The 25,255-nt window shown below is 60.6% G+C and carries 29 protein-coding genes and 1 other RNA gene; 18 read left to right on the top strand and 12 right to left on the bottom strand.

Features of this window, described 5'->3' with window-relative positions; all coding sequences use genetic code 11:
- Position 1: 1 nt before the first annotated feature.
- The 3 genes from ACR0KJ_RS14185 to ACR0KJ_RS14175 form a co-directional block, all read right to left on the bottom strand.
- Positions 2–1,192 (bottom strand): toxic anion resistance protein, encoded by a 1,191-nt coding sequence (locus ACR0KJ_RS14185; RefSeq protein WP_170454986.1) that lies wholly within the window; start codon positions 1,190–1,192, stop codon positions 2–4.
- 30 nt (positions 1,193–1,222) lie between these two features.
- Entirely contained in the window at positions 1,223–2,137 is a 915-nt protein-coding gene (locus ACR0KJ_RS14180; RefSeq protein WP_170624410.1) for a 5-bromo-4-chloroindolyl phosphate hydrolysis family protein, read from the bottom strand.
- Positions 2,138–2,311: 174 nt separating this feature from the next.
- Positions 2,312–3,127, bottom strand: a complete 816-nt coding sequence (locus ACR0KJ_RS14175; RefSeq protein WP_480626976.1) for a pseudouridine synthase — start codon at positions 3,125–3,127, stop codon at positions 2,312–2,314.
- Between the two features lie 62 nt (positions 3,128–3,189).
- Between ACR0KJ_RS14175 and ACR0KJ_RS14170 the strand changes: the two genes are divergently transcribed.
- The gene (locus ACR0KJ_RS14170) at positions 3,190–3,654 is read left to right on the top strand and encodes a nucleoside deaminase (RefSeq protein ID WP_170519901.1); all 465 of its coding nucleotides are present in this window, start codon (positions 3,190–3,192) and stop codon (positions 3,652–3,654) included.
- A gap of 8 nt (positions 3,655–3,662) precedes the next feature.
- Here ACR0KJ_RS14170 and ACR0KJ_RS14165 read toward each other — a convergent pair whose 3' ends face one another.
- A complete protein-coding gene (locus ACR0KJ_RS14165) occupies positions 3,663–4,355 on the bottom strand; it encodes a metal-dependent hydrolase (RefSeq protein WP_170624406.1) in 693 nt (230 codons plus the stop codon).
- A gap of 60 nt (positions 4,356–4,415) precedes the next feature.
- Between ACR0KJ_RS14165 and ACR0KJ_RS14160 the strand changes: the two genes are divergently transcribed.
- Positions 4,416–5,087: a ceramidase domain-containing protein gene (locus tag ACR0KJ_RS14160; protein WP_170624404.1), complete on the top strand. Its 672-nt coding sequence runs from the start codon at positions 4,416–4,418 to the stop codon at positions 5,085–5,087.
- Here the strand turns inward: ACR0KJ_RS14160 and ACR0KJ_RS14155 are convergent.
- The 3 genes from ACR0KJ_RS14155 to ACR0KJ_RS14145 form a co-directional block, all read right to left on the bottom strand.
- Positions 5,068–5,757 (bottom strand): SGNH/GDSL hydrolase family protein, encoded by a 690-nt coding sequence (locus ACR0KJ_RS14155; protein ID WP_170454973.1) that lies wholly within the window; start codon positions 5,755–5,757, stop codon positions 5,068–5,070. The two genes, ACR0KJ_RS14160 and ACR0KJ_RS14155, sit on opposite strands and share 20 nt — an antisense overlap.
- 91 nt (positions 5,758–5,848) lie before the next feature.
- Positions 5,849–6,412, bottom strand: coding sequence for a DUF4202 domain-containing protein (locus ACR0KJ_RS14150; protein ID WP_480626975.1), 564 nt, complete (start codon positions 6,410–6,412; stop codon positions 5,849–5,851).
- A 154-nt stretch (positions 6,413–6,566) separates the two neighbouring features.
- Entirely contained in the window at positions 6,567–6,725 is a 159-nt protein-coding gene (locus ACR0KJ_RS14145; protein WP_170454969.1) for a hypothetical protein, read from the bottom strand.
- A 231-nt stretch (positions 6,726–6,956) separates the two neighbouring features.
- Between ACR0KJ_RS14145 and gatC the strand changes: the two genes are divergently transcribed.
- The 8 genes from gatC to ACR0KJ_RS14105 all read left to right on the top strand — a co-directional run bounded on the left by gatC (position 6,957) and on the right by ACR0KJ_RS14105 (position 12,491).
- The gene (gene gatC, locus ACR0KJ_RS14140; protein WP_037308265.1) at positions 6,957–7,244 is read left to right on the top strand and encodes an Asp-tRNA(Asn)/Glu-tRNA(Gln) amidotransferase subunit GatC; all 288 of its coding nucleotides are present in this window, start codon (positions 6,957–6,959) and stop codon (positions 7,242–7,244) included.
- Positions 7,245–7,247: 3 nt separating this feature from the next.
- Entirely contained in the window at positions 7,248–8,735 is a 1,488-nt protein-coding gene (gene gatA / locus ACR0KJ_RS14135; protein WP_480585077.1) for an Asp-tRNA(Asn)/Glu-tRNA(Gln) amidotransferase subunit GatA, read from the top strand.
- A 38-nt stretch (positions 8,736–8,773) separates the two neighbouring features.
- The gene (locus ACR0KJ_RS14130) at positions 8,774–9,460 is read left to right on the top strand and encodes a hypothetical protein (RefSeq protein WP_170454963.1); all 687 of its coding nucleotides are present in this window, start codon (positions 8,774–8,776) and stop codon (positions 9,458–9,460) included.
- A complete protein-coding gene (locus ACR0KJ_RS14125) occupies positions 9,411–10,130 on the top strand; it encodes an N-acetylmuramoyl-L-alanine amidase (RefSeq protein WP_480626974.1) in 720 nt (239 codons plus the stop codon). Before ACR0KJ_RS14130 ends, ACR0KJ_RS14125 begins: the two co-directional genes overlap by 50 nt.
- A 124-nt stretch (positions 10,131–10,254) precedes the next feature.
- Positions 10,255–10,654: RNase P RNA component class A (gene rnpB / locus ACR0KJ_RS14120), an RNA gene on the top strand.
- A 118-nt stretch (positions 10,655–10,772) separates the two neighbouring features.
- Positions 10,773–11,480: a DUF533 domain-containing protein gene (locus ACR0KJ_RS14115; protein ID WP_480626973.1), complete on the top strand. Its 708-nt coding sequence runs from the start codon at positions 10,773–10,775 to the stop codon at positions 11,478–11,480.
- 129 nt (positions 11,481–11,609) lie between these two features.
- Complete coding sequence (gene rpmG, locus ACR0KJ_RS14110; RefSeq protein ID WP_037309480.1) at positions 11,610–11,777, top strand: 50S ribosomal protein L33; 168 nt, start codon at positions 11,610–11,612, stop codon at positions 11,775–11,777.
- A 207-nt stretch (positions 11,778–11,984) separates the two neighbouring features.
- Entirely contained in the window at positions 11,985–12,491 is a 507-nt protein-coding gene (locus tag ACR0KJ_RS14105) for a hypothetical protein (protein ID WP_170519917.1), read from the top strand.
- Positions 12,492–12,616: 125 nt separating this feature from the next.
- Here the strand turns inward: ACR0KJ_RS14105 and ACR0KJ_RS14100 are convergent, their stop codons facing one another.
- Positions 12,617–13,396, bottom strand: coding sequence for a Bax inhibitor-1/YccA family protein (locus ACR0KJ_RS14100; protein WP_170454955.1), 780 nt, complete (start codon positions 13,394–13,396; stop codon positions 12,617–12,619).
- A gap of 185 nt (positions 13,397–13,581) precedes the next feature.
- Entirely contained in the window at positions 13,582–13,791 is a 210-nt protein-coding gene (locus ACR0KJ_RS14095; protein WP_170454952.1) for a YjiS-like domain-containing protein, read from the bottom strand.
- Positions 13,792–13,918: 127 nt separating this feature from the next.
- Between ACR0KJ_RS14095 and ACR0KJ_RS14090 the strand changes: the two genes are divergently transcribed.
- Positions 13,919–14,800, top strand: a complete 882-nt coding sequence (locus ACR0KJ_RS14090; RefSeq protein WP_480626972.1) for a LysR family transcriptional regulator — start codon at positions 13,919–13,921, stop codon at positions 14,798–14,800.
- A 6-nt stretch (positions 14,801–14,806) separates the two neighbouring features.
- Here the strand turns inward: ACR0KJ_RS14090 and ACR0KJ_RS14085 are convergent, their stop codons facing one another.
- Positions 14,807–15,763, bottom strand: coding sequence for an NADPH:quinone oxidoreductase family protein (locus ACR0KJ_RS14085; protein ID WP_480626971.1), 957 nt, complete (start codon positions 15,761–15,763; stop codon positions 14,807–14,809).
- Positions 15,764–16,085: 322 nt separating this feature from the next.
- Between ACR0KJ_RS14085 and ACR0KJ_RS14080 the strand changes: the two genes are divergently transcribed.
- The 3 genes from ACR0KJ_RS14080 to ACR0KJ_RS14070 all read left to right on the top strand — a co-directional run bounded on the left by ACR0KJ_RS14080 (position 16,086) and on the right by ACR0KJ_RS14070 (position 18,738).
- Positions 16,086–16,457 carry a helix-turn-helix domain-containing protein gene (locus ACR0KJ_RS14080; protein ID WP_170454946.1) on the top strand — a complete coding sequence of 124 codons (372 nt, stop codon included), beginning with the start codon at positions 16,086–16,088 and terminating at the stop codon, positions 16,455–16,457.
- Positions 16,458–16,496: 39 nt separating this feature from the next.
- Complete coding sequence (hisN, locus tag ACR0KJ_RS14075; protein WP_480626970.1) at positions 16,497–17,288, top strand: histidinol-phosphatase; 792 nt, start codon at positions 16,497–16,499, stop codon at positions 17,286–17,288.
- A gap of 115 nt (positions 17,289–17,403) precedes the next feature.
- Positions 17,404–18,738, top strand: coding sequence for an 8-oxoguanine deaminase (locus ACR0KJ_RS14070; protein ID WP_480626969.1), 1,335 nt, complete (start codon positions 17,404–17,406; stop codon positions 18,736–18,738).
- 61 nt (positions 18,739–18,799) lie between these two features.
- Here ACR0KJ_RS14070 and guaD read toward each other — a convergent pair whose 3' ends face one another.
- Positions 18,800–20,089, bottom strand: a complete 1,290-nt coding sequence (guaD, locus tag ACR0KJ_RS14065; RefSeq protein WP_480626968.1) for a guanine deaminase — start codon at positions 20,087–20,089, stop codon at positions 18,800–18,802.
- 140 nt (positions 20,090–20,229) lie between these two features.
- Here guaD and mgtE point away from each other — a divergent pair, with 140 nt between their 5' ends.
- Together mgtE and ACR0KJ_RS14055 are read left to right on the top strand one after the other, a co-directional pair.
- Positions 20,230–21,624 (top strand): magnesium transporter, encoded by a 1,395-nt coding sequence (gene mgtE / locus ACR0KJ_RS14060; protein ID WP_480626967.1) that lies wholly within the window; start codon positions 20,230–20,232, stop codon positions 21,622–21,624.
- The gene (locus ACR0KJ_RS14055; RefSeq protein WP_480626966.1) at positions 21,621–22,184 is read left to right on the top strand and encodes a 5-formyltetrahydrofolate cyclo-ligase; all 564 of its coding nucleotides are present in this window, start codon (positions 21,621–21,623) and stop codon (positions 22,182–22,184) included. The genes mgtE and ACR0KJ_RS14055 overlap by 4 nt, the downstream gene beginning before the upstream one ends.
- Here ACR0KJ_RS14055 and ACR0KJ_RS14050 read toward each other — a convergent pair.
- Entirely contained in the window at positions 22,181–22,408 is a 228-nt protein-coding gene (locus tag ACR0KJ_RS14050) for a DUF333 domain-containing protein (protein WP_170519934.1), read from the bottom strand. The two genes, ACR0KJ_RS14055 and ACR0KJ_RS14050, sit on opposite strands and share 4 nt — an antisense overlap.
- An 88-nt stretch (positions 22,409–22,496) precedes the next feature.
- Here ACR0KJ_RS14050 and ACR0KJ_RS14045 point away from each other — a divergent pair, with 88 nt between their 5' ends.
- Positions 22,497–23,309 carry a TIGR00282 family metallophosphoesterase gene (locus tag ACR0KJ_RS14045; RefSeq protein ID WP_480626965.1) on the top strand — a complete coding sequence of 271 codons (813 nt, stop codon included), beginning with the start codon at positions 22,497–22,499 and terminating at the stop codon, positions 23,307–23,309.
- A 76-nt stretch (positions 23,310–23,385) separates the two neighbouring features.
- Positions 23,386–25,164: an SLC13 family permease gene (locus ACR0KJ_RS14040; RefSeq protein WP_480626964.1), complete on the top strand. Its 1,779-nt coding sequence runs from the start codon at positions 23,386–23,388 to the stop codon at positions 25,162–25,164.
- The last annotated feature ends 91 nt before the right edge of the window (positions 25,165–25,255 follow it).

Genomic DNA, 25,255 nt, shown 5'->3' with positions numbered 1-25,255 from the left:
CTTATCCCGGAACAGCCGTTCCTGCATTGTCGCCGGTCCCGTCGCGCCGCGCCTTGGCGGCGGCAAGCGTGTCGCGGAGTTCGGTTTCCATCTTCTGCAACTCCTGCTCGGCGGCGGCGCGCTTGGCCTTGCCTTCGTCGGCAATGGCGAGGCTTTCGTTGATCGTGCCGATCAGGTCGGCGTTGGCCTGTTTGACGGCCTCGATGTCGAAGACGCCGCGTTCCATTTCCTCACGGATCATCTTGTTGGAGTCGCGCAGATTGGCTGCGTTCGAGGTCAGCAATTCGTTGGTCAGATCATTGGCGTCGCGCACGGCGGCTGCCGCCTCGGCGCTGCGCTGAATGGTGACGGCCTGCGCCAGTTGGGTTTCCCACAGCGGCACCGTGTTGACGAGGGTCGAGTTGATCTTGGTCACCAGCGACTTGTCATTCTCCTGCACCAAACGGATCGAGGGCAGCGACTGCATCGTCACCTGACGGGTCAGTTTCAGATCATGCACCCGGCGTTCCAGATCGTCGCGCGCCGCGCGCATGTCGCGCAATTCCTGCGCTTTCATAACCTGTTGATCTTCGGGCGCGGCCTGAACTTCGGCCTCTTTTTCCGGAATATCGTGGCTGTCCAACTCGGTCAGCTTTTCCTCACCCGCCGCGATATAAAGCGCCAGTTCATCATAGAACCCCAGCGTTTTTTCATAGAGCAGGTCGAGCGATTTGATGTCTTTCAGCAGCGTATGCTCATGGCTCAGCAGATCGTCTGTGATGCGGTCGATCTGGCCCTGAACCTCTTCGTATTGGGCGGTGAACTTGGCAAAAGGCGCGGCCTTGCCCAGCAGTTTTTCCCACCAGCTACGCTCGCGCCGCACGTCCAGTTCACTGACCGAGAAGCCCCGGATCGTGGTCACGATGTTGCGCAGGCTATCGCCAGCGGGGCCCACATCCTTGTTGCGCACATCGGCCAGCATGGCCTGGCTGATCTCTTGCAACTCTGCCTGCGCGGACGAGCCGAATGAGACGATCGAATTGGTGTTGCCCATATCGATCTCATCCATGCGCTTGCGAATCTCGGCACTGACCGGTTCGTCGGCTTCCTCAAGCGAGACAACCTCGGCCATCGGTTCGGGCAGCGCCACGGCGGTGACTTCCTGCACCAGAGTTTCGGCCTCGACCGCCTTGTTCTTGATCTCATCGGACATGGGGATGTTCCTCGCTCAATTTTTAGCCGGTCAGTCCAACCGGACGCCTTCGCGTTGCAGCCTGTCGCGCAACACGTCAATCTCGACCGTCAGATCACTGCGGTCATCCAATAGCATCTTCCGCGTGCGCGCGGCGAAATTCTGTTCCAGATCGTCCAGCAAGGCGGAATAATCGGCCAGCGCCTGCCCGTCGCGGGTACGGGCATACACGTCTGCGAACTTGACCGTCGCATCGCGTGCGCCCTGCAGGTATACGGTCAGATACTTGCGCGCCCCGGCCAGATCGCGGGGATCTTCTTCGACCGTGCGGAACAGATCGCGGGCGGTATCCTGAAACCGTTCAACCCGCGCCTCGACCCGGCGATCACCGGCGCGTTTGATCGCATCCGTCATCTCGGACAGGTGTTGTTCGGCATCATCGACCACACGGGCCACGCGATCCTGCTGGAATGTATCGACGCCTTCCATGCCTTTGTCCTTCATCGGGTCCAACCCGAATGACACGGAATGCAAAACGGTTGCGGCAACTCCAAACAGCACGGGCGCCAGCAGGCTGACCTGTCCGGCGGTTTCTGCATCCAGATACTCGGTCCGGTACGCAGCCAGCGCGGTGCCAAGCCCGGTCAGAACACTGGCAAATATCTTCCGGGGAAAGGCTGGGCGGCGGGCGGTTTTGCGTGAATGATACGCGGCCTCGGCCCGCAACCCTTCGCGCAGAAGAAAAGCGGCAGCGGTCAGCAGGCCCGCCGCGACCAGGCCGATGGTCATGCCAATCGCGCCGTCGTTCAGAGACAGGAAAACCAACGGGATCGCAGGCAGAAACAGAATATTCGCCCGCGCGCCCGCAGGTTCGACCCGCGCGCCATCAAACTGGCCGCGCGGCAGCGGCGCGTCGGAAGAAGACTCACCTTGAGGGCTGTATTTGCCGCCAAACCGCTTGGCCATGCTCAAAGCCCCCCCAGCAAGCCGGTGCACACGCCCAGCATCAGGACCAGCAGGACCACATAGGCCAGTTTTTGCACTCCGCTCCCGGACATTGCGCCCCCCAAATAGCAGCATTCCCAGAAAATTTAAGGGATGCGCAGGCTTGGCGCTAGGGGGAAGGTTGCCAAACCCGCGTCACTTGCGGGGTTTCTTGCCGATCGGTGGTCGTTTTCTTTGCGGGCGGGTGGCGCGTTTGGCGGTACTTTCGGGTTTTGTGTCACCATCCAGGCCCAACTGATCGCGCATCACGCGGCGGCGCACCTCTTCCACCTGACCGGGTTTCAAATCGCCCAGCTGGAACGGGCCGTAAGAGACACGCAGCAACCGGTTCACGGTGAAGCCGATATCTTCCATCGCCCGCCTGATCTCGCGGTTCTTGCCTTCGCGCAGTCCGATGGTCAGCCAAGCATTCGCACCTTGCTGGCGATCCAGCGAGACGGTCATCGGCTGGAACCGCTCACCATCAATCACAAGCCCTTTGCGCAGGGGGGCGAAATCCTCTTCCTTGGGTCGTCCGTTGACCCGCACGCGGTATTTGCGCAGCCAGCCGGTCGAGGGCAGTTCCAGCTTGCGCTTGATGCCGCCGTCATTGGTCAGCAGCAGCAAGCCTTCGGAATTCAGGTCCAGCCGCCCAACGGACATCACGCGCGGCATATCCTCGGGCAATTCGTCGAAAATCGTCGCGCGGCCCTTTTCGTCCTTGGTCGTGGTCACCAGCCCGGTCGGCTTGTGATAGAGCCACAGGCGCGAGGGTTCGGGTTCCGAGACCGGTTTGCCGTCCACAGCGATCCTGTCTTTGGCGGTCACGTTCAGCGCGGGGCTGTCGATCACCTTACCGTTCACGCTGACACGGCCTGCTTCGATCATGCGTTCAGCCTCGCGCCGCGAGGCGACACCTGCACGGGCCAGCACTTTGGCGATCCGGTCGCCGGGAGGAGGGGTATTGCTCATGCCCCCGGCCTTAACCCATCCCGCCCGCTTGCGAAAGGCAGGTTTCTGATGCAGTCAGGGGCATGGTGTTCAAATCGCATATGGACAAGGCGCTGGCCGAGGCCCGCGCGGCGGCTAATCGGGGTGAGGTTCCGGTGGGGGCCGTTATCGTCTCGCCCGATGGCCGGGTCGTCGCGGCGGCTGGCAACCGAACGCGCGAATTGAACGATCCGACCGCTCATGCCGAGATCTTGGCCTTGCGCGCCGCCTGCGCCGAGGCCGGGTCCGAACGTCTGCCGGATCACGATCTTTATGTGACGTTGGAGCCTTGCGCGATGTGCGCCGCCGCGTTGGCCGCTGCGCGTATCCGTCGGGTGTATTATGGCGCATCCGACCCGAAATCAGGCGGTGTTGCCCATGGTGCGCGGGTGTTTTCTCACCCTCAGGCGCATCATGCGCCCGAGGTTTATGATGGTATCGCCGCTGACGAGGCGGCGGCACTTTTGAAGGATTTCTTCGAGGCACGCCGCAAGGATATGCCGGGCTGAAGCCCGGCCTACAGATTGATCGGCTGCATCACTTCGGGTTCGATCACGTCCACTCCGGGCAATCCGTCGATCAGCGTCTGCGCCGATTGTTCGAGGATGGGGAAGGTCTTGTAATGGCAGGGAATCACCGTCTTGAAGTTGAAATAGCGCTTGGCCGCATAGGCGGTCGCTTTCATATCCATGGTGAAATGCCCGCCCGCAGACAGGATGCCGATATCGGGTTTGTAGTAATCCCCCATCCACTCCATATCCGCCATGATGTCGGTGTCGCCCGAGACATACAGCATCCGCCCTTCGGCTGCGATCATGAAACCCACCTCGCTGCCCCCGGTCCGTAGCCCATCCGGGGTCGAGAAGGTGGAACTGTGCGAGGCAGGCACCATCGTCACCTTGACCCCGTTCAGATTGACCGTGCCGCCTTTGTTGAAACCGATGGTCTCGATCCCCTCGGCCTCGGCCCAATAGCCCATCAGGTCGTACTGCCCGACGACCGGCACGTTCAGGTGTTTTGCCAAAGGCAGAACATCCACCACATGATCGAAATGGGTGTGGGTCAGCAGGATATGCGTCGCGCCGTCCACGGCTGTATCGTGCTGGTCTTCCGGCAGAACCGGGTTGCCCGTCAGCCATGGATCGACCAACAGCACCTGCCCCTCGGTTTCGATGCGAAAACTGCCGTGGCCCAACCAAATGATGTTCATGCCGAAATTCCTCCTGCGATGCCTATTGGCTCCAGCCTAGCATTCGCTATGTAAAATTCCATGGACTGGATGCAGCAAATCGACGGCTATTGTGAGCGATTGTCCGCCGCCTATTGGGCCGAGCCCATCAATGCGGTCACCAACGCGGCCTTTCTGATCTCGGCCTTCATCATGTGGCGGCGGGTGCGGGGGCAGGATATGCCGCTTGCGATGGCGTTGGTCATGGTGTTGGCGGCGATTGGCGTTGGCAGCTATCTGTTTCACACCCATGCACAGGTCTGGGCCGCGATTGCCGACGTGACGCCGATCCTGCTGTTTATCCTGATCTATATTTTCGCGGTGAACAAAAATGTCTGGGGCATCTCCACGGGCTATGCGCTGAGCGCGACGATCTTGTTCATCCCCTATGCCGCGGTGACGACGCCCGTGTTTCAGCTTGTGCCGGGATTGGGTGGCTCTGCCGCCTATGCCCCGGTGCCTTTGCTGATCTTGATTTACGCATTCCTGTTGCGGCATCGAGAGCCAGCGTTCGCAAAGAACATGGCGATTGGCGCAGCTCTTTTGATCTTGTCGATTACCTTCCGCGCACTGGACGCGCCGATCTGCCAGCAGTTTCCTACCGGCACGCATTTCCTGTGGCACATCCTGAACGCCACTATGCTGGGTTGGATGATCGAGGCCTACCGCCGGGTGATCATCCGGACGCGCGCCGCTACAACCCCTGATCCTTGATCACGCTGGCGATCCGTTCGCCGATGATCCGGCTGGATTTGCGCGACGGATGGATCAGATCGAATGAGAAATACGATGCATCGCCAGGCCGCGCCACATCCTGGCTTGAGACAAAGGTGATCCCCTCATCCAATTGCGCGAGCCTTGCGATCCGCGCCTCGAATTCATCGCCTTCGGCCTTGCAGTGTTCGATAGGCGTGAACAGGTCGGGGCTGCGCAGGTAGCCCACATAGATAACCCGCGTACCGGTTTCGCGAATCTGGCGCACAAAGCGGGGTATCTGGCCGCTTTGCCCATCTTCCGAGATCATGTTGTCCAGCACCGCATCGCAGCGCGAACAGCCACAGCCCAGCATCAGATCATTGCCGCCGCCATTGACCACCGCCCAGGACCAGTCGCCTTTGACGAACTGGGCCTGCACCCCACTTTGGGGCGCGCCCTTGTCGTCAAACTGCGTTTGCAACCACGCCGCAGATACCGTGCGATCCACCACCGGAGCGCCGATGTTTTCTTCGATCACATCGGGAATCGACGACCCGGAGGGCGAATTCCAGGCCATCAGCGAATCGCCAACCGCAATGACCTTTGCATCCGGCTTGCTGGACGGCAGTTCCTGACAGCCCAGCAACAGGCACAGCAACCCGGCGGCGAGATACAGTTTCTTGAACACGGCTGAGACTCCGGAGATTCTACGGGTCTCAGAGTGAGCGTTAAATGGTTAATGCCCGATTAACCGCATCAAAAACACGAACAGGTTTGCGTCAGGCCCGGAAAGCGGCGGCCAAATGCTCGGGCAGGTCGAACTCTGCCAACACCCGCGCGCGCCCGCCTGCGGACATCTTGCGGGCCGTTTTCTCGACAATGCTCTGGATTTTCTCAGCTGAATGCTTGCCGGCGAAGGGTTGGAAATACCACTTGAGGAACACAAAGCAGATCACGTCCTCCAGCGCCTGAACCTCGGAGTCACGTTTTATACCCTGCTTGCGCAGCATCCGTCCGGCGGCTTCGGCCTCTTCTTCGCTATACCCACCCTCGGTCATCAGGGACATCACCACATCTGCATGATGTTCGCCCTGCGCTTTGCGCCAGGCCAGATACCCGGCCCGTCCTTCGGGGTATTCCGTGCGCGCCAGTTTCCAACGTTCGACATGTTGACCGCGCGCCGCGATTTGCAGCGCGTCCGAGGCATCGGGGAACAGCCGCTCCAACTCGGCGCTCATGCGGGTGCCATACAGCAGCGCTTCGGGTTGGCCATCGTCGAGATTGGGATCTTTTTCATTGGCCGCATCAATTGCGTCCAGAACCGCTTGCTTGCGCGCGCTCATGTCTTGCTCCGTTGGCTTTGCGGATGCGCGTTTTGCGTTGATCATCCGATTGATTTTCAAAGCCACCGTAGCGTGATGCCGCAGAAGGTGCAGCACCCAATTGCATCAGGGCCGAGTCAGACGGGGGGCCTCTGACCCGGCCGAGGCGGGCTGGTTACTTGCCCGGCTTGACCTGATCCTGCGTGACCGGTTCCGAGACAGGGGAGGGGAAGCTCAGGTTGCGGGTCAGGTTGGTGGAGTCGATGCCCAAAGCCATGGCCGGCGCGGCCAGAAGTGTGGCGGACAAAGTGACGGCTGCGATGAGGCTTTTCATTTTCAGTCTCCGGTTTGTGTTGTCTTGTGAGATGTAAAATGAACAGTACAGTTCAGTTTTTCAAGTCATAAAATGAACTAAACGGTTTACTTTTTTGCATAGCGGGTATGCAAGATTGAATGGCAAGCGATTTGCGGGGGTGTGAATCATATGTTGTGCAGGGGCCTGCCGGTCTTGCGACTGCTGCAACAGACGGGTAAATGCCCCCCTGAGCGTATATGAGGTTTTCCGATGTCGATTGACCAAAGCACCGCCGCCAAGGTGGCCAAACTGGCCCGGATCAAGGTCGAGGATGACGCCCTGCCGGCGCTGGCATCCGAGTTCAACACCATCCTCGGGTTCATCGAGCAGTTGAACGAGGTTGATGTCGAGGGCGTCGAGCCGATGGTTTCGGTCGAGCCGATGCGCCTGAAGCGTCGTGAGGATGTGGTCACGGACGGAAGCCAGCAGGACAAGGTTCTGGCCAACGCCCCCGACGCGCGCGAAGGGTTCTTCGCAGTCCCCAAAGTGGTGGAGTAAGACATGAGCGATCTGAATAAACTGGGCCTGGCCGAGGCCCGCGACGCGCTGCGTAAGGGTGACGTGACCTCGGTTGAACTGACCGAATCCTGCCTGAAGGCCATCGACGAGGCCGACGCGCTGAACGCTTTTGTCCACAAGACCCCCGAAATCGCGCTGGACCGTGCCAAGGCGGCTGATGAGCGGATCAAGGGCGGCGACGCGCCGTCGATGTGTGGCCTGCCGATCGGCATCAAGGACCTGTTCTGTACCAAGGGCGTTCCCTCGCAGGCGGCCTCGAAGATTCTGGAAGGCTTTAAGCCGGAATACGAATCCACCGTATCGCAGCAACTGGCCGATGCCGGTGCGGTGATGCTGGGCAAGCTGAACATGGACGAGTTCGCGATGGGGTCGTCCAACGAAACATCCGTTTACGGCAACGCGGTCAGCCCGTGGCGGCGCGGCAATGACGACGCGCAACTGACACCGGGCGGGTCATCCGGTGGCTCGGCCTCGGCTGTGTCCGCCGACCTGTGTCTGGCTGCGACCGGCACCGATACCGGCGGCTCGATCCGCCAGCCCGCCGCCTTCACCGGCATCACGGGCATCAAGCCGACCTATGGCCGCTGCTCGCGCTGGGGCATCGTGGCCTTTGCCTCTTCGCTGGATCAAGCCGGTCCGATGACCAAGAACGTCCGCGACGCGGCCATCATGCTCGAGGCGATGTGCGGCCACGACCCCAAGGATTCGACCAGCACCGAACTGGCCGTCCCGAATTTCGAGGCGATGCTGACCGGCGACATCAAGGGCAAAAAGATCGGCATCCCCAAGGAATACCGCATGGACGGGATGCCCGCCGAGATCGAAAAGCTGTGGGCCGACGGTGCGGCGATGCTGAAAGACGCAGGGGCCGAAATCGTCGACATCTCGCTGCCGCACACCAAATACGCGCTGCCTGCGTATTATGTGATTGCGCCTGCCGAGGCATCCTCGAACCTCGCGCGTTATGACGGTGTCCGCTATGGCCGCCGCGCGACGCTGGCACAGGGCGACGGCATCACCGAGATGTACGAAAAGACCCGCGCCGAAGGGTTCGGCCACGAGGTGCAGCGCCGCGTGATGGTCGGCACCTACGTTCTGTCCGCAGGTTTCTACGACGCCTACTACAACCGCGCCCGCCGCGTCCGCACCCTGATCAAGAAAGACTTCGAGGATGTCTTCGCCGCAGGCGTCGACGCGATCCTGACCCCGGCCACGCCCTCGGCATCCTTTGGTCTGGGCGAGATGACCGAGGCCGATCCTGTTCAAATGTACTTGAACGACGTCTTTACAGTGACTGTGAACCTTGCCGGTTTGCCGGGTATCTCGGTGCCCGCGGGGCTCGATAAACAAGGGCTGCCGCTGGGTCTGCAACTGATCGGACGCCCGTGGGACGAAGGCGATCTGCTCAACACCGCCTACGCGCTGGAAAACGCCGCCGGGTTTGTGGCAAAACCAGCGAAATGGTGGTAAGCCTCGGGCTGCCAGTTCACCAGTATCGGAGCGGTTATATGCGTCTTTTGCCAGTGATCCCTTTTGTTGCCCTGGTGGCGGCCTGTAACACGGTTGCACCGGTTCAGGGCACAGGGTTCAACACGCCGGAATACCAGGCCCAGCGTGAGGCGCAACTGGCCGGACAGGGCATTGCAGGCAACCCGTTGCTGGCCCCGGTCGACGTATCGCAGCAGCCATTGGGCGCGCCCGGCACCGCCGTGGCGACGGGCGAAAACGCAGATATCGCGAACCAGGCTGCGGCGGCGCTGGCCAGCACTTCGGGGCAAGCAACGGTACCTGCGCCCGGCAACCCCGCGATCTCCGATGAACAGGACTTTGCCGCGGTGTCCGAGCGTCGCAGCATCGAATCCGACGCCGCTCGGATTGAGCAGAACCGCCAGACCTACGAACTGGTCGCCCCGACCGCCGTGCCCGAGCGTGGCGCGGACGGTCAGCCCAACATCGTGCAATATGCGCTCAGCACGTCGAACCCTGTCGGCACCCAGCTTTACAGCCGCGCGGGGTTCAACCTGCAGGCCAAGGCCCAACGCAACTGTGCGCGTTTCCCGTCGGCAGATCAGGCTCAGATCGAGTTCCTGTCCAATGGCGGCCCGCAGCGCGACCGCAAGGGGCTGGACCCCGATGGCGATGGCTATGCCTGCGGCTGGGATCCCAGCCCGTTCCGCAGTGCCGTCAGCAACTGATCACCCATCTGCCATCTGGCATCCTTCACCCAATTTCGGCCCGCGCCGGGATGGGCTGACGCCAGCCATTATCGTCCTGCACTATACCGCAATGGACAGCGCAAGGGCTGCGCTGGACCGGCTCTGCGATCCACAGGCCGAGGTCTCGGCGCATTACCTTATCGGCAATGACGGAACCCTCTGGCAGATGGTGCGCGAACAGGATCGCGCCTGGCACGCCGGAGCGGGTGAATGGCGCGGTCAGGACGACATCAACTCGCGCTCCATCGGGGTCGAGCTGGACAACACGGGCGCGCACCCGTTTTCCGACCCCCAGATAACCACGTTGGAAAGGCTGATAGAGGGCATCATGGCACGTTGGTCCCTTCGACCTGAGAATGTCATCGGCCATTCCGATATGGCTCCGGGCCGGAAGATCGACCCCGGCCCCCGATTCGATTGGCAGCGCCTCGAAAAACAATGTCTGGCCGGTAAGCGCGGTAAGGGTCCAAACTTACCAGGCCCACCCCCACAGGCATTCCGCACCCTGGCCCAATACGCAGGTTTTACGGCAGATGTCGATGACGACACCCTTCTCGCCGCTGTCCGCCTGCGATACCGACCTTGGGCCAAAGGTCCGCTGGAACCCGCTGATCTGACTCCGCTCATCAGGTCTGGCCCACAGACTTGATCCGCCCTTCATCTGGCTAAAAATATCCCGGGGATGAATTGTCCGTAGGCCAAGAAGGGGCTGGCCCCTTCAGCACCCTATCCACTCTTGACGCCGTCAATCACTGCGCATACCCAACCCACGCGCGGAGGGCCGGATGGCCGCTGGGGTCGCAAGACCCGAGAGGAAAGTCCGGACTCCACAAGACAACGGTGCCGGGTAACGCCCGGGCGGGGCAACCCGACGGAAAGCGCCACAGAAATCAGACCGCCTGCGACTTCGGTCGAAGGTAAGGGTGAAACGGTGGGGTAAGAGCCCACCGCGCCCCTGGCAACAGGGGCGGCACGGCAAGCCCCACCGGGAGCAATGCCAAATAGGGTCCCCGCGCGGGCCGGTCGGCGTCAGCCGATACCGCCGCTAAGCGCGTCTTGGCCGAGAGGGACCGGGTTGGCAGCTTGAGCCGCGCAGCAATGCACGGCCTAGAGGAATGGTCATCGAAGGGGGCAACCCCGGAACAAGATCCGGCTTACAGGCCCTCCGCGCGTATCCAAAATCCGGCTAACCTATAAGTGGCGATCCGCCCAGAACCTCGCAAATGGTGTTCTCAACCCTGTTCCGCTGCTACGCTTGTAAACAGGGATTAGTGAACCCAGGAGGATTGTTATGAGTTTCATGAAGGCATTGGCATCGGTCGCCGTGGGTTTTGCGGCGGCCAAGGGAATGGAAAAATACAAGGAAATGGGCGGCATGGCCGGGTTGCAGAAAATGATGCAAGGGTCCGGCGGTGGCTTAGGCATGGACCAGCTTGGCAAAATGGCCGAGCAGTTCGGGATGCCGGGCGGTGCGTCGGGTTTGCAGGACATGATCGGCAAGATGGGGCTGGGCGGTGGGGCCGCCGGTGCTGCTGGTCTGGGTGGCCTTCTGAACGCCATGCAGGGTGCTGCTAAGACCGGCAGCCAGCAAACGGCCGACATGATGGAGACGGTGTTCAGCGGCACGCCCGCCGGGGCCGCGATGGAAGAGCAAGCCAAACTGATGCTACGCGCCATGATCCAGGCCGCGAAATCCGACGGAGAGCTGGACGAGCAAGAGAAACAGACCATCATCGGAGAGTTGGGCGACGACATTAGCGACGAAGAACGCGCCTTTGTTCTGGAACAGCTCGAATCCCCGGTCGATGTCATGGGGCTGGCGGCGGCTTCGGGTGGGCCGCTCAAAACGCAGATCTATGCCACATCCCTGGCGGCGATTCGGCTGGATAACGAGCGTGAGGCGGCGTATCTGCTGCAACTGGCCACTGCGCTGGGCTTGTCCGACGCCGAACGGGACCAGATTCACGCCTATATGGGCGCCCCGACCTTATCCGCCTGAGGAGCGGGGTCGAATCCTGAACGACACGAGGCCGATTGGCCTTGACATGGGCGGTGCAGCGCGTAAAAGCGCACGCTCATAGGAATTCAACCGAAAGGCCCCTGCCTTTTCGGACGCAGGAGATCAACCATGGCGAAGCCGACGACAATCAAGATCCGTCTGAACTCGACCGCGGGCACGGGCCACTTCTACGTGACCAAGAAGAACGCACGCACCATGACCGAGAAAATGACCATTCGTAAATACGATCCGGTCGTTCGGAAGCATGTCGAGTACAAGGAAGGCAAGATCAAGTAATCTGCCGTTCTGAACTGACTTTCGGGAAAGGCTCTGCTGCGGCGGGGCCTTTTTTCGTGCTGGCATTGGCGTCATTCAACGGCTGCTAAATCGCACAGTCCGTTGCAGCCGCGCATCAGGGCAAGGGGCAATCGTCTGGGCGGCGGCTTGCTTTTTGCAACCCGCTGCACTTACGGTTGAGCAAACCGCCACAAAATGTTGACCGCCATGAAAAAAATCTTGTTATCCACAATTGCCGTTCTGACCCTTACGGCTTGTGAAGACCCGTTCAACCGCCAAGGTGTTGGGTTTACTGGAATTGATGGCGAACCCCGCACCATTTCCGACGTTCCGGGCGCGGTGGCCTTTGTCCCGCCCGCAACGAATATCCCGGCTGAACTGGCCGAATTGCCAACCGTTACAGTTCTCTCGGATCAGGTCGATCCGAACAAGGTGGCCCGTGTTGCCATCGACAATGGTGGCCGGAACCCGGACACCGCCGTACAATTGTCGGGCAGCGATACCAACCTGTACCTGAGCACGGTCAACGTGAATGGCACGCTTTTCGGAGTGCTGCGCACATCCAACAACAGCACCCGCGTCGATAACTCGATCGGTGCAACCTTCGGCAGCGAGACTGAGCGCTTTACCGGATGCCTTCCTGCGGGGGACGTGTTCCGCAAAGGCTCGTCCGAGCGGAGCAGCGGGTTTGCGGTGCCATTGAACTGCAGCTGACGACTTAGACGATTTGGAATTACAGCCCCCGCTTCCGCAGCGGGGGTTTTTGTTTGTTGGACAGAGGGCAAAAGAAAAGGGCCGGTCACTGACCGGCCCATCGTATTTGTCTTGCCTTGCAGTCGTTATTCCTGTTGCCCCATGAACATCAGCAGGAACTGGAACATGTTCAGGAACGAGATATACAGGCTCAGCGCTCCATCAAAGGCAGCTTTGTCCAGCCATTCCTGATCGCCATGTGCGGCGTGTGCCACATAGGTGTTCTTGATGTCCTGCGTATAGAACGCGGTCAGACCGGCGAAGATCAGGATGCCGATGGCCGAGATGGCCAGCATCATCACGCCCGACTGCAGGAACAGGTTGATGATCATGGCAACCAGCAGACCGATCACGCCCATCATCAGGAAGGTGCCCATGCCGCTGAGGTTACGCTTGGTGGTGTAACCGTACAGGCTGAGGCCGGCGAATGCGATTGCTGTCACCAGGAAGGTCTGCGTGATCGAGTAGGGCGTAAAGACCATGAAGATCGAGCTCATCGAAACGCCCATAACGGCCGCGAAGATGAAAAAGCCCAGTTGCACAGCCGCAGCCGAACCGCGCCGCATCAAAGCGCCCCAGCCAAACAGCAGGAAGCCCAGCGGGGCAAACATGACAACCCATTTCAGCGGCGTCAGGAACAGGGTGCCACCAAGGCTGGTCAGATAGCGATCAGCGCCGATCTGGGCGACCGCATTGGTCGGATCGCTGGTTACGGCAAGACCGGCAATTGCCCACGCGGCCAGCGCCGTGATCAGCATGCCGACGGACATTGTGCCGTAGACTTTGTTCATATGGGCGCGCAGGCCCTGATCAATCTCGGCGGCGCGCGCGCCGGATACCGTCCGGATCGTGTCGAATTGTGCCATCAAAGGGTCTCCCTTATCGTCCTGTTAGAACGCCCCGACAGGGCGGGGCGGTTTTCCCCTCAAATATCGGCAACTAATGGCTGTGTTTCAAGACTTTCCGGCGGAAAACCGACGAAAACACCCAACAAAACGAGCGACAGGCGACACTGCGTCACCAATCGCTCGGGAAAACATGACTATCCAGGTCATCTTTTCCAGATTTGCGGCGCGTCCCAGAAAAACCGATCCGCTTCTGCCGAGGCTTCGGCGCGGGTAATGCCAATGTCTTTCAGCGCGGCATCGTCCAGTTGTGCCAGTTTGCGACGCTGACGCTTCACCGAAAGCGCCTGAAGCACCAAGGAAACGAACGAGCGTTTGGCGGGTTTGCAGCTGTGATGGATTGCAATTTGGGTCATAGCAATTGTCCTTTCTGCGATTTTCGATGGATTTGTCGCCATCGATCAACTTCCTTGATTGATATGGCAAAGCATGTCATATTTTGAAAACGAATATTTATGATGTAACCCATAAGGAATCGTGAAGATGCGAAATCTGGACATTACAACCCTGCGCTCTTTCGTGGCCGTGGCAGATCAGGGTGGTGTAACCCGCGCAGCCGGATTCCTTCACCTGACCCAATCCGCAGTTTCAATGCAGTTGAAACGGTTGGAGGAGCTTCTGGGCCTTGAACTGCTGGACCGCAGCGGACGGACCATTGCGCTGACAGCCTCGGGCGAGCAATTGCTGGCCTATGCCCGACGGATGATTGCGTTGAATGATGAGGTGATTTCGAAACTCACTGATCAGGCGTTTGAGGGCGAAGTGGTGCTGGGCGTGCCCCATGACATCGTCTACCCGGCGATTCCCCGTGTCCTGCAACGGTTCAATGCCGACTTCCCACGCGTGCGGGTGCAATTGGTCTCGTCCTACTCACTCCAGTTGAAGGATATGTTCAAGCGCGGTGAGTGTGATGTGATCCTGACCACCGAACCGTCATCGACGGACGGGGCTGAGACGATTGCCGAACTGCCGCTACGCTGGATCGGCGCGCCGGGCGGGTCTGCCTGGCGTAAAAACCCATTGCCTTTGGCGCTGGGGCGGCGGTGTCTGTTCCGCCCGCAGGTGATCGCGGCGCTGGACGCGGCGGGTATCCCATGGGAATTGTCCGTGGAAACCGAAAACGACCGGACCATCGAGGCCACAGTCAGCGCCGATCTGGCCGTTCACGCGATGCTGGACGGGACCGAGGCCGCGCATCTGGAACAGATCGACTCGGGCGGTGCGCTTCCGGACTTGCCCGCGCATATGATCAACCTCTACGGCGGCGATTCGGGGCGTGACCCGGTTGTCGAGGCATTGGCCCAACTGGTGCGTCAGAACTTCCGCATGTTGGGGGGCAGTCAGTTGCGGGCGGTCGTCGGGTAGGCGCGCTCAGATCGTGATAACGATCTTGCCGGTGGATTTACGCTCTTTCAGCAATTGCATCCCCTCTGCCACAGCCGCCAGAGGAAGGGTGTGGCTGATATGCGGTTTGATCTTGCCCTCGCTGTGCCAGCGAAACAGCGTTTTGAAACTGTCCTGAACGATCTTGGGGCGAAAGCTGAGATAGCCGCCGATGTAAAACCCGATCACGGTCAGGTTCTTGACCAACAGATGATTGGCCGGGATTTGCGGAGCCTCGCCACCGGCAAATCCAATGGGCAGCAAGCGACCTTCAGGGTTGGTGGCGCGAAAGGCCGCCTTGAATACGTCGCCGCCAATGGCGTCGTAAACAACGTCCGCACCGCCCAGTGCTTTGACGGTTTCACGCAGATCCTCGGATGCATCGATCAGGTGATCCGCACCCGCATCTTTTGCAACGGCCAGCTTTTCGGCCCCCCGCGCCTGAGCGATCACGGTCGCGCCCATCAGCTTGCCAACCTCGACAGCCGTCAGACCAACCCCGCCCGCGGCACCGGTGACCAGCAAGGTCTCGCCCGGTTGCAGCCGGGCCCGGTGATCCAGCGCAAGATGGCTGGTGCCATAGGCGATCTGGATCGCAGCGGCATCCTCGAAACTGGTCGTGTCGGGCAGGGGGATCACACGATCTGCGTCAAATACCCCGAACTCGGCCAAACCACCCTGACCCGAGTAAACCGCGACCCGGTCGCCCTGTTTGAGATGCGTGATGTCCGGGCCAGCCGACTCGATCACCCCGGCAATTTCCAGACCCAGCGTGAACGGAGTCTTGGGGGTGTCCTGATAGGTGCCTTTCTGCATCAGCAGGTCTGCAAAATTCAGCCCGCAGGCCTTGATGGCAACGCGCACCTGACCCGCAGACGGGGCCGGAACCTCGACCTCACACAATTGCGCGACTGCGCCGTCGGATTGAACACGATATGCCAGCATAGATTGACCGCCCCTTGATTTGCGGAAATAGGCGCGCGTCGCGCGTCGCTTGTCAATATGCACGCCACGTCGGGAATAATCGGCCCGTCGAATACAACCAATGGTGTAGGGTCCAAAGGGACACAACCACAAACCACCATGTCGGGTGCATGACTCAACCAGCTTGAAAAAAATTCCAAAAGCAGCAATATAGGCACCTAGTGCTGTAATCGGGGGGTGGCACGATCCAGGTTAGGGAGTGGTTAAGGCCCGCTCGCTAAGGTTGCGATCACGGACGTCGCGCAATCCCGTACAGATGTTTGTGTAGTAAAGGAGAATACCAATGACTCATCACGTCGATGTCCATGTGGGCAAGCGCGTTCGGCATCGCCGCTGGCTGATTGGGATGACCCAGCAGCAATTGGCGCAGCAGGTTGGTATCAAGTTTCAACAAATCCAGAAATACGAAACCGGAGCCAACCGAATCAGCGCATCCCGCCTGTGGGACATCGCCGAGGCATTGGACGTTCCGGTCAGCTTTTTCTTTGAAGGTCTCGAAGAAGCAGAAAAAAGCCCGTCGGACAAGAAATCGGTGCCTGCTGACCTGATGGGGGACAAGGAAGCCTTGGATCTGGTGCGCTCTTACTACGCAATCCCGGAAAACCAGCGCCGCCGTCTGTTTGAACTGGCACGGGTTCTCAGCGACGTCGCCTGATCGCTTGACTCTGCCGGGCGTTGGCCGCACCAGTGGCCCATGCACCAGACGCCTTTGACCGACATGGATGTAGCCGAAGCAATGGCCGACGCGGCGCGCGCGGCTATTCTTCCGCATTTTCGCCAACACGATCTTGAAACCTCGAACAAGCTGGAAGACGGGTTCGACCCGGTCACCGTTGCGGACCGCGCTGCGGAACAGGCAATGCGCGAGGTTCTCAGCCGTCACCGCCCGGATGATGGGATTCTGGGGGAAGAATACGGCCAGACCGAAGGCAGCAGCGGACGCGTCTGGGTTCTGGACCCGATTGACGGCACACGTGGGTTCGTCAGCGGCACACCGACCTGGGGCGTTCTGATCGCGCTGGGCACAGCGGATGGGCCATTCCTGGGTGTGGTCGATCAGCCCTATATCGGCGAACGGTTCATGGGATCCTCGGACATAGCGCAACTGAAGGGCCCGTTGGGCACATCTGATCTGGCGACACGCAAAACAAAAACGCTGAACGAGGCAATCCTGTTCACAACTTTCCCCGAGGTCGGCACGGCGCAGGATCGCGCGGGGTTCGAAGCTGTATCCAAACAGGTCAAGCTGACGCGCTATGGGATGGACTGCTACGCCTACGCTCTGTTGGCGGCAGGGCAGGCGGATCTGGTGATCGAAGCCGGTTTGAATTCCTATGACATCCAGGCACCGATTGCTGTGATCGAAGCCGCTGGCGGCATTGTCACCGATTGGCAGGGCGGGCCGGCCCATAGTGGCGGCCGCGCTTTGGCCGCCGCCAACGCCGAGATCCACGCCGCAGCCTTGCAGATTCTGCGCAACCACTGAAATTGGTTGCCGCTTGCCGGGCCTGCAATTACAGTAAGCAGCAGCCGGTTCTTACGCCCGTTTTCCACCGGCCGCACACTCCTTGCATGAGACGGGCAGATGCAGGAGTGCTGATATGACCGAAATTCTCATCAAAAACGCCGATACCATCCTCACCATGGATGACGACCGCCGCGAATTGACCAGTGCGGATCTTCTGATCCGCGACGGCCAGATCGCGCAGCTTGGCCATGGGCTGACGACAACAGGCGAAGTGCACAATGCCAAGGGCTGCGTGGTGACGCCGGGGCTGGTGAACACGCATCACCACCTCTATCAAACCCTGACCCGCGCGGTTCCGGGCGGACAGGACGCATTGCTGTTCGGCTGGCTGCAAACGCTCTACCCGATCTGGGCCCGCTTCGGGCCGGATGAGATGTTTACCTCGGCCCAGATCGGGCTGGCAGAGCTGGCGCTGTCCGGCTGCACGCTCAGTTCCGATCACCTGTACCTCTATCCCAATGGCGCGCGGCTTGAGGATACGATTGCCGCCGCCTCGGAACTCGGCCTGCGCTTTCACCCCACCCGCGGCGCGATGAGCATCGGCGAAAGCGATGGCGGCCTGCCGCCGGATAGTCTGGTCGAGGCTGAAAGTGACATCCTGAACGACATGATCCGCGTAGTCGATGCGTTTCACGACCCCAGCGAAGGTTCGATGTGCCGCGTCGGCCTCGCACCTTGTTCGCCCTTCTCGGTCAGCCGCGATCTGATGCGCGATGCGGCCTTGCTGGCGCGGGACAAGGGCGTCATGCTGCACACCCATCTGGCCGAGAATGACGAGGATATCGCCTATTCCCAGGCGCAATTCGGCTGTCGCCCCGGACAATATGCCGAGGATCTGGGCTGGACCGGTCCCGATGTCTGGCACGCCCATTGCGTCAAGCTGGACGGGGCCGAAATCAACCTGTTCTCGAAAACCGGAACAGGCGTCGCCCATTGCCCGTGCTCCAATTGCCGTCTCGGCTCGGGCATCGCGCCGGTGCGAACCATGCGCGATCAGGGCTTGAAAGTTGGTCTGGGCGCGGACGGGTCGGCCAGCAACGACAACGGCAACCTGATGCTCGAGGCGCGGCAGGCCATGTTGTTGCAACGTGTCGCCAATGGGGCCGACGCCATGTCCGCCCGCGAAGCGCTTGAGATCGCGACCCGAGGCGGCGCGGATGTGCTGGGACGGCCCGATTGCGGGCGGCTTATGCCGGGCAAACGGGCCGACATCGCGGTGTGGGATACACGCTGCATCGAAAGCGCGGGCAGTTGGGATCCGGCGGCCCTGCTGCTGGCCGGACCGATGCAGGTCAAACATCTGTTTGTCGAAGGACGTCAGATCGTGAGGGGCGGCCAAATCACGACAATCGACCTGCCACGCGCCATCGAAACCCAAAACCGTCTGGCGCGCGCGCTTGCACAATAGCGGGATCCGCCCTTCATCTGGCTAAAAATATCCCCGCCGGAGGCATGCGCCGCAGGCGCATTCAGCAAGCGGCTTGCGTGCCTCCGATCCAGACCTCGGCAATGGCGCGGTCGTCGCCCATCATGATGGTCGGGAACACGGCCTCCCACAGATCATCTGCGTGGGCCTCACGCTGGGCAATCGCCGGGGTCGAGGCAAGGTCGATCACAATCAGATCCGCCTCCATCCCCGGAGCAATATTGCCGATGCAATCCTCCATCCGCAGTGTTCGCGCCGAGCCGACTGTACCCAGCCACAGCAACTGCGCCGGGTGCAGGGGTCGGCCGCGCAACTGGCCGATCTCGTAAGCGGCGGCCATCGTGCGCAGCATCGAAAAGCTGGACCCGCCGCCCGTATCGGTGGCCAGCCCGACCCGGTGGCCGTCATGGATCAGCCCGTTCATGTCAAAAAGACCCGAGCCAATGAAAGTGTTTGAAGTCGGGCAATGCACCAGCGCCGCGTCCACCTCGCGCAGTCGGTCGCGCTCGCGGTCTTCCAAATGGATGACGTGGCCATACAAGCCGTTCTGACCCAGCAGGCCGAATTTCTCATAGGTGTCCAGATAATCCCGCGCGTCGGGGAACAGGGACCGGACCCACTCGATCTCGTCAGTCTGCTCGCTCAGATGAGTTTGCATCAGGCAATGCGGATGCTCGGCCCATAGCGCCCCCAATGCCTCAAGCTGTTCGGGCGTCGAGGTGGGCGAAAAGCGCGGCGTGATCGCGTAGGACAACCGATCCACGCGGTGCCATTTCTCCAGCAGGGCCTCGGACTGGTCATAGGCTGTCTGCGCGGTGTCCTGCAGCCCTTCGGGGGTGTTGCGGTTCATACAGGTCTTGCCCGCGACGACCCGCTGGCCGCGCTGTTGAGCGACCGAGAAGAACGCATCGACGCTTTCGGGATGGATCGTGCAGAAACTGCACATGGTCGTCGTGCCATGTGCCGTTGTCAGGTCGAGATAGCGGTTGGCAATCTCAGTCGCATAGCCCGTGTCGCCGAACTTCATCTCTTCGGGGAACGTATAGGTGTTCAGCCAATCGATCAGCCGTTTGCCCCAGCTGGCGATCATTGCGGTTTGCGGATAATGAACGTGGGGATCAACAAAGCCCGCCATGATCAGATGGTTGCCATAGTCCCGCGTTTCGGCATCCGGATGCGCGCTGCTCAGCGCGTCCAGCGCGCCGACGGCCTGAACGCGCCCGTCTTCGATCAGAACGGCTTCGTCCAGCCGGGTCGCGTCGGTTGGCTCCCCTTCAAACGGCGATCCGTCGAAACTCAGAACGCGCCCTTTCAAAAGCGTCTTTTGCGCCATTCGCCCTGTTCCCTAGCTGTTTGAGACCGTTGATCAGCATAGGCGTGCGAAAGATGTGGGTAAATCGGCGCATTGTCATTGTTTTCCGGTAGCTGCTTCTTCTAATTAAGGGCCAATGGCAAAATAAGCGGGAGCAGCACATGACGACAGGCTTTGATGATCCCGTAGCCGACTCTGCCACCGACGAAGACGTCTATGCGCTGGACCGCCGAACCGTGGCGGCGATTCTCTATGCGGTGGATGTGGAAGATCGGTCCCAGCTGATCGAGTTGATGGAGCCGCTGCACGCCGCCGACATCGCCGACCTTCTGGAACAGATCAACCCCTATGACCGCGCCCGCCTGATCCGTCTGTATGACAAGGAATTCGACGGCGACATTCTGTCGGAACTTGATGAAGCCGTCCGGGAAGAGGTCATCGGTGTTCTGAAGCCGGATGTTCTGGCCGAAGCGGTGCGGGACATGGAAAGCGACGATGTCGTTGACCTGCTGGAAGACCTTGAGGAACCCCAGCAGGAGACCATTCTGGACGCGCTGGAAGATTCCGAGCGTTTGGCGGCAGAGCAGGCGCTGTCCTACCCCGAAAGCTCGGCCGGTCGCCTTATGCAGCGCGAGGTCGTCATGGCGCCCGAGCATTGGACCGTAGGGCAGGCCATCGATTTCATGCGCGCCAATGATGACCTGCCCGAGCAGTTCTATCACGTCGTTTTGGTCGATCCGCGCCTGAAACCCATTGCGCAGGTCACGCTGGGCAAGCTGATGGCGACGCGGCGCGAGGTTCCGTTGCTGGATCTGGCCGAGGAGGAATTCCACATCATTCCCGTCGATCAGGACGAAGAGGATGTGGCCTATGCGTTCAACCAGTACCACCTGATCTCGGCCCCCGTGGTTGACGCCGATGGCCGTTTGGTCGGGGTGATCACCATCGACGACGCCATGGTGGTTCTGGATGAGGAACACGAGGAAGACATCCTGCGTCTGGCCGGTGTCAGCGACGAAAGCTCTCTGTCGGATAGTGTGGCCGCGACCAGTCGTCGGCGTCTGCCGTGGCTGGCGGTGAATCTGTGTACGGCCATTTGTGCCTCGCTGGTGATTTCGCAGTTCGAGGCGGCGATTGATCATCTGGTGGCACTGGCGATCCTGATGCCGATTGTGGCCTCGATGGGCGGCAATGCGGGTACGCAGTCGCTGACCGTTGCGGTGCGGGCGTTGGCCACGCGCGACCTGACCGGTTCAAACGTGGGGCGTGTGATCCGGCGAGAGCTGTTGGTCGGCATGCTCAACGGGCTGTGTTTTGCCATCGTTCTGGGGACGGTTGGGATGCTGTGGTTCGACTCGCCGCTGCTGGGCGTCGTGATTGGATCAGCCTTGGTCGTGAACATGATCATCGCGGGCTTTGCGGGTACGGTAGTACCGGTCTTGCTGGACCGAATGGGCGTTGACCCAGCTCTGGCATCGGGGACCTTTGTGACAACCACAACGGATGTCATGGGGTTCTTTATCTTCTTGGGGCTGGCCAGCGTGGTGCTTTTGTGACCGATCTGACTGAAATCAAGGCTACGGCGCGCAAAGCAGCGTTCGCCCGCCGCAAAGCTGCGTTTGACGCGCGCCTGCCCGCCGCCGCCGGGCGTCTGTCCGAAGTTCTGGCTGGCTACCGCGGTGTGCCGCTGTCGGGCTACATGCCGATCCGAACCGAGATTGATCCGCTGCCCGCCATGGCCGAGGCTTCGGCCTATGGTCCGGTTGGCGTTCCGGTGATTCAAGCCGCCGGTCAGGCGCTCAAGTTCTCGCGCTGGACGCCCGAAGGCGCGTTGAAAGACGGCCCGTTTGGGGCAAAAGTGCCCGAGGTTGACGACTATTTCGACCCCGAGATCCTGATCGTCCCGCTGGTGGCCTTCGATTCTCAGGGTGGCCGGTTGGGCTATGGCGGCGGATTTTATGACCGCACACTGGAAGGACTGCGCGCCAAGCGTCCGACGCTGGCCATAGGTTTCGCCTTCGATGCGCAAGAGGCCGAAGGGCTGCCGCTGGAACCGACCGATCAGCCGCTGGATATGGTCATCACCGAAAGCCGGGTGCTGAGTTTCGGACCCTAACCCATATTCTCTGCCCGGAAATACTCCCACGCATCTTGTGTTGAGCCATCGGGCAAGGTGCAGGTCCCTGTTTGACCGTCCGCGCTGTCCTGTATCTCGTACTGCCCGCCTTTTTCGACGCAGTAGGTCGCCGCCGGATTGGCAAGTTCGGTCGATTGTTCCGACGGCTGATCGCAGGCCGCCAGAGGGATAAGCATGGCAACCGAAATGAGGTAGCGGGTCATAAATCTCTCCTGTCCAATGCAGTTTTGCGCTCTATGGCCATAGTTTAACCGCTTGTGCTTGGCATTGACCACACTTAGGACGGTTGGCATGAGGATACTTTTTCTGGGTGACGTCATGGGCCGCGCGGGACGCACGGCCATCCAGCAGCATCTGCCGCGTCTGCGCGAAGACTGGCGGCTGGATTTCGTTGTGGTGAATGGTGAGAATGCCTCGAACGGGATGGGCCTGACGGGCGATCACGCCAAGCTGTTGCTGGATGCGGGCGCGGATTGTCTGACGCTGGGTGATCATGCCTTCGATCAGAAGGACATGCTGCAATTCATCGAGAAAGAGCCGCGCATCGTGCGCCCGGTGAACTTTGCCAAAGGCGCACCGGGGCGGGGGCATCGCCTGTTCAATGCGCCCGGCGGCCGCAAGGTGCTGGTGGCTCAGGTGCTTGGGCAGGTCTTCATGAAACGGCCCTTTGACGATCCGTTTTCGGCCATTGAACCGATCCTGAAATCCCACCCGCGCGGCGGGCAGGCCAACGCCATCATCGTTGATATGCATTGCGAGGCCACGTCCGAGAAGATGGCGATGGGCCATTACTGCGACAAGCGCGCCAGCCTTGTGGTGGGGACGCATACGCATGTGCCGACGGCGGATTCACAGATCCTGCCCGGTGGCACCGCCTATCTGACGGATGCGGGGATGTGCGGCGACTATGACTCGGTCATTGGCATGGACAAGATCGAGCCGATGCGCCGTTTCATCACCGGCATGCCCAAGGCCCGCTTTACCCCGGCGAATGGCGAGGCAACGCTAAGCGGTGTGTTCGTCGAGACCAACGATCAGGACGGCAGCGCAAAATCCGTGCGAATGGTGCGCGTCGGTGGGCGGTTGGAACAGGCGGGGCCGTAAAGGCTTGCTCTGCCCAGCGCAATGCGGGAAACTACCCGTCAGGCGCTTGGGCCAGGGTTCGGACAGAATACCACGAATGCAATTCCTCACACTGACAGATACGGGCAGCGCAATTCTGGCGCTTTTGATTGTTGCGGGCATGTTCGTCATGTTCCTGCGCGAGGTCTACCCGACCGAGGTTGTGGCCATTGGCGGCGTTGCCCTGATGCTGGTCACTGGGATCTTGCCCTATCAAAGCGCGCTGGCCGTCCTGTCGAACCCGGCCCCATGGACCATTGCCGCGATGTTCATCATCATGGGGGCGCTGGTCCGCACCGGAGCACTGGACGCCTTCACCTCGACCGCGCAGAAACAGGCGCAGGTGAACCCGCGCATTGCCATTGGGCTGCTGATGGCTTTTGTGGTGCTGGCCTCGGCGGTTGTGTCGAATACGCCGGTTGTCGTCGTGATGATCCCGGTTTTCGTCCAGATCGCGCGCACGCTGAACGTACCGGCCTCAAAACTGCTGATCCCGCTGAGTTATGCGGCCATTCTGGGCGGAACGCTGACCCTGATCGGAACCTCGACCAATCTGCTGGTGGATGGCGTAGCCCGCGCGCAGGGCATGGCGGCGTTCACGATCTTCGAGGTTACGCCATTGGGCATCGCTCTGGTCATTTATGGCATGGTCTATCTGCGTTTTGTCGCCCCGCGCCTGCTACCGGATCGCGACAGCATGGCAACCTTGCTCAGCGACCGGTCAAAGATGAAATTCTTTACCGAGGCCGTCATTCCCCCCGACAGCAACCTGATCGGGCGCGAGGTCACTGGGGTCCAGCTGTTCAAACGCCCCGGCGTACGTCTGATCGACGTGGTTCGGGGCGACGAGTCCCTGCGGCGCAACCTTAAAGGGATCGAGCTGCGCGTCGGTGACCGGGTGGTTCTGCGCACTGAAATGACCGAGCTTCTCAGCCTGCAAAGCAACAAAGAGCTGAAGCGCGTTGATCAGGTCTCGGCGGTTGAGACAAAAACTGTCGAGGTTCTGATCACCCCCGGATGCCGCATGGTCGGTCGCACGTTGGGCGCAATGCGTCTGCGTCGCCGGTATGGTGTCTATACTCTGGCCGTACATCGCCGGAATCAGAATATCGGGCGACAGCTGGATGATCTGGTGGTGCGTGTTGGTGACACGCTGCTGTTGGAAGGGGCCCCGGCGGATATTCAGCGTCTGGCGGCGGAAATGGATATGGTCGATGTCAGCCAACCTTCGGCCCGAGCGTTCCGCCGCAGCCATGCCCCGATTGCGATTGGCGCATTGATCGGGATCGTCGCTCTGGCCGCGCTGGGCGTGGCGCCTATTTTGTTGCTGTCGATCCTTGCGGTTGCGATTGTCCTTTTGACCCGCTGTATCGACGCGGATGAGGCGTTTTCCTTTGTCGAAGGCCGCCTGTTGGCGCTGATCTTTGCCATGCTGGCTATCGGGGCGGCGCTGGATGCCTCGGGCGCAGTATCGCTGATTGTGGAAGCCATCGCGCCGTCGCTGGGGCTGCTGCCGCCCTTCCTGATCATCTGGGCGGTTTACCTTCTGACCTCGGTCCTGACCGAGCTGGTGTCCAACAACGCGGTGGCGGTGGTTGTGACCCCCATTGCCATCGGTTTGGCGCAGGCGGTGGGCATTGATCCGCGCCCGCTGGTTGTTGCCGTTATGGTCGCCGCCTCGGCCTCGTTCGCGACACCTATCGGCTATCAGACCAACATGATGGTTTACGGCCCTGGCGGCTACCGGTTCACCGATTTCATGAAGGTTGGCATCCCGCTGAACCTGACGGTCGGCCTGCTGGCCTCGCTGCTGATCCCGCTGATCTGGCCGCTGTGATACCGGCGCTGTTTTGCCGAACGCAACGTCGCAACCTTGTAAATCCCGTTTCTGTCCCAATCTTTTCTTCAAATGTTTGAAGTAAAAGGAC

The sequence above is a fragment of the Ruegeria sp. AD6 genome (assembly GCF_056542325.1).
The sequence above is the reverse complement of the archived record's forward strand: the minus strand, read 5'-3'. Positions and strand labels throughout refer to the sequence as shown.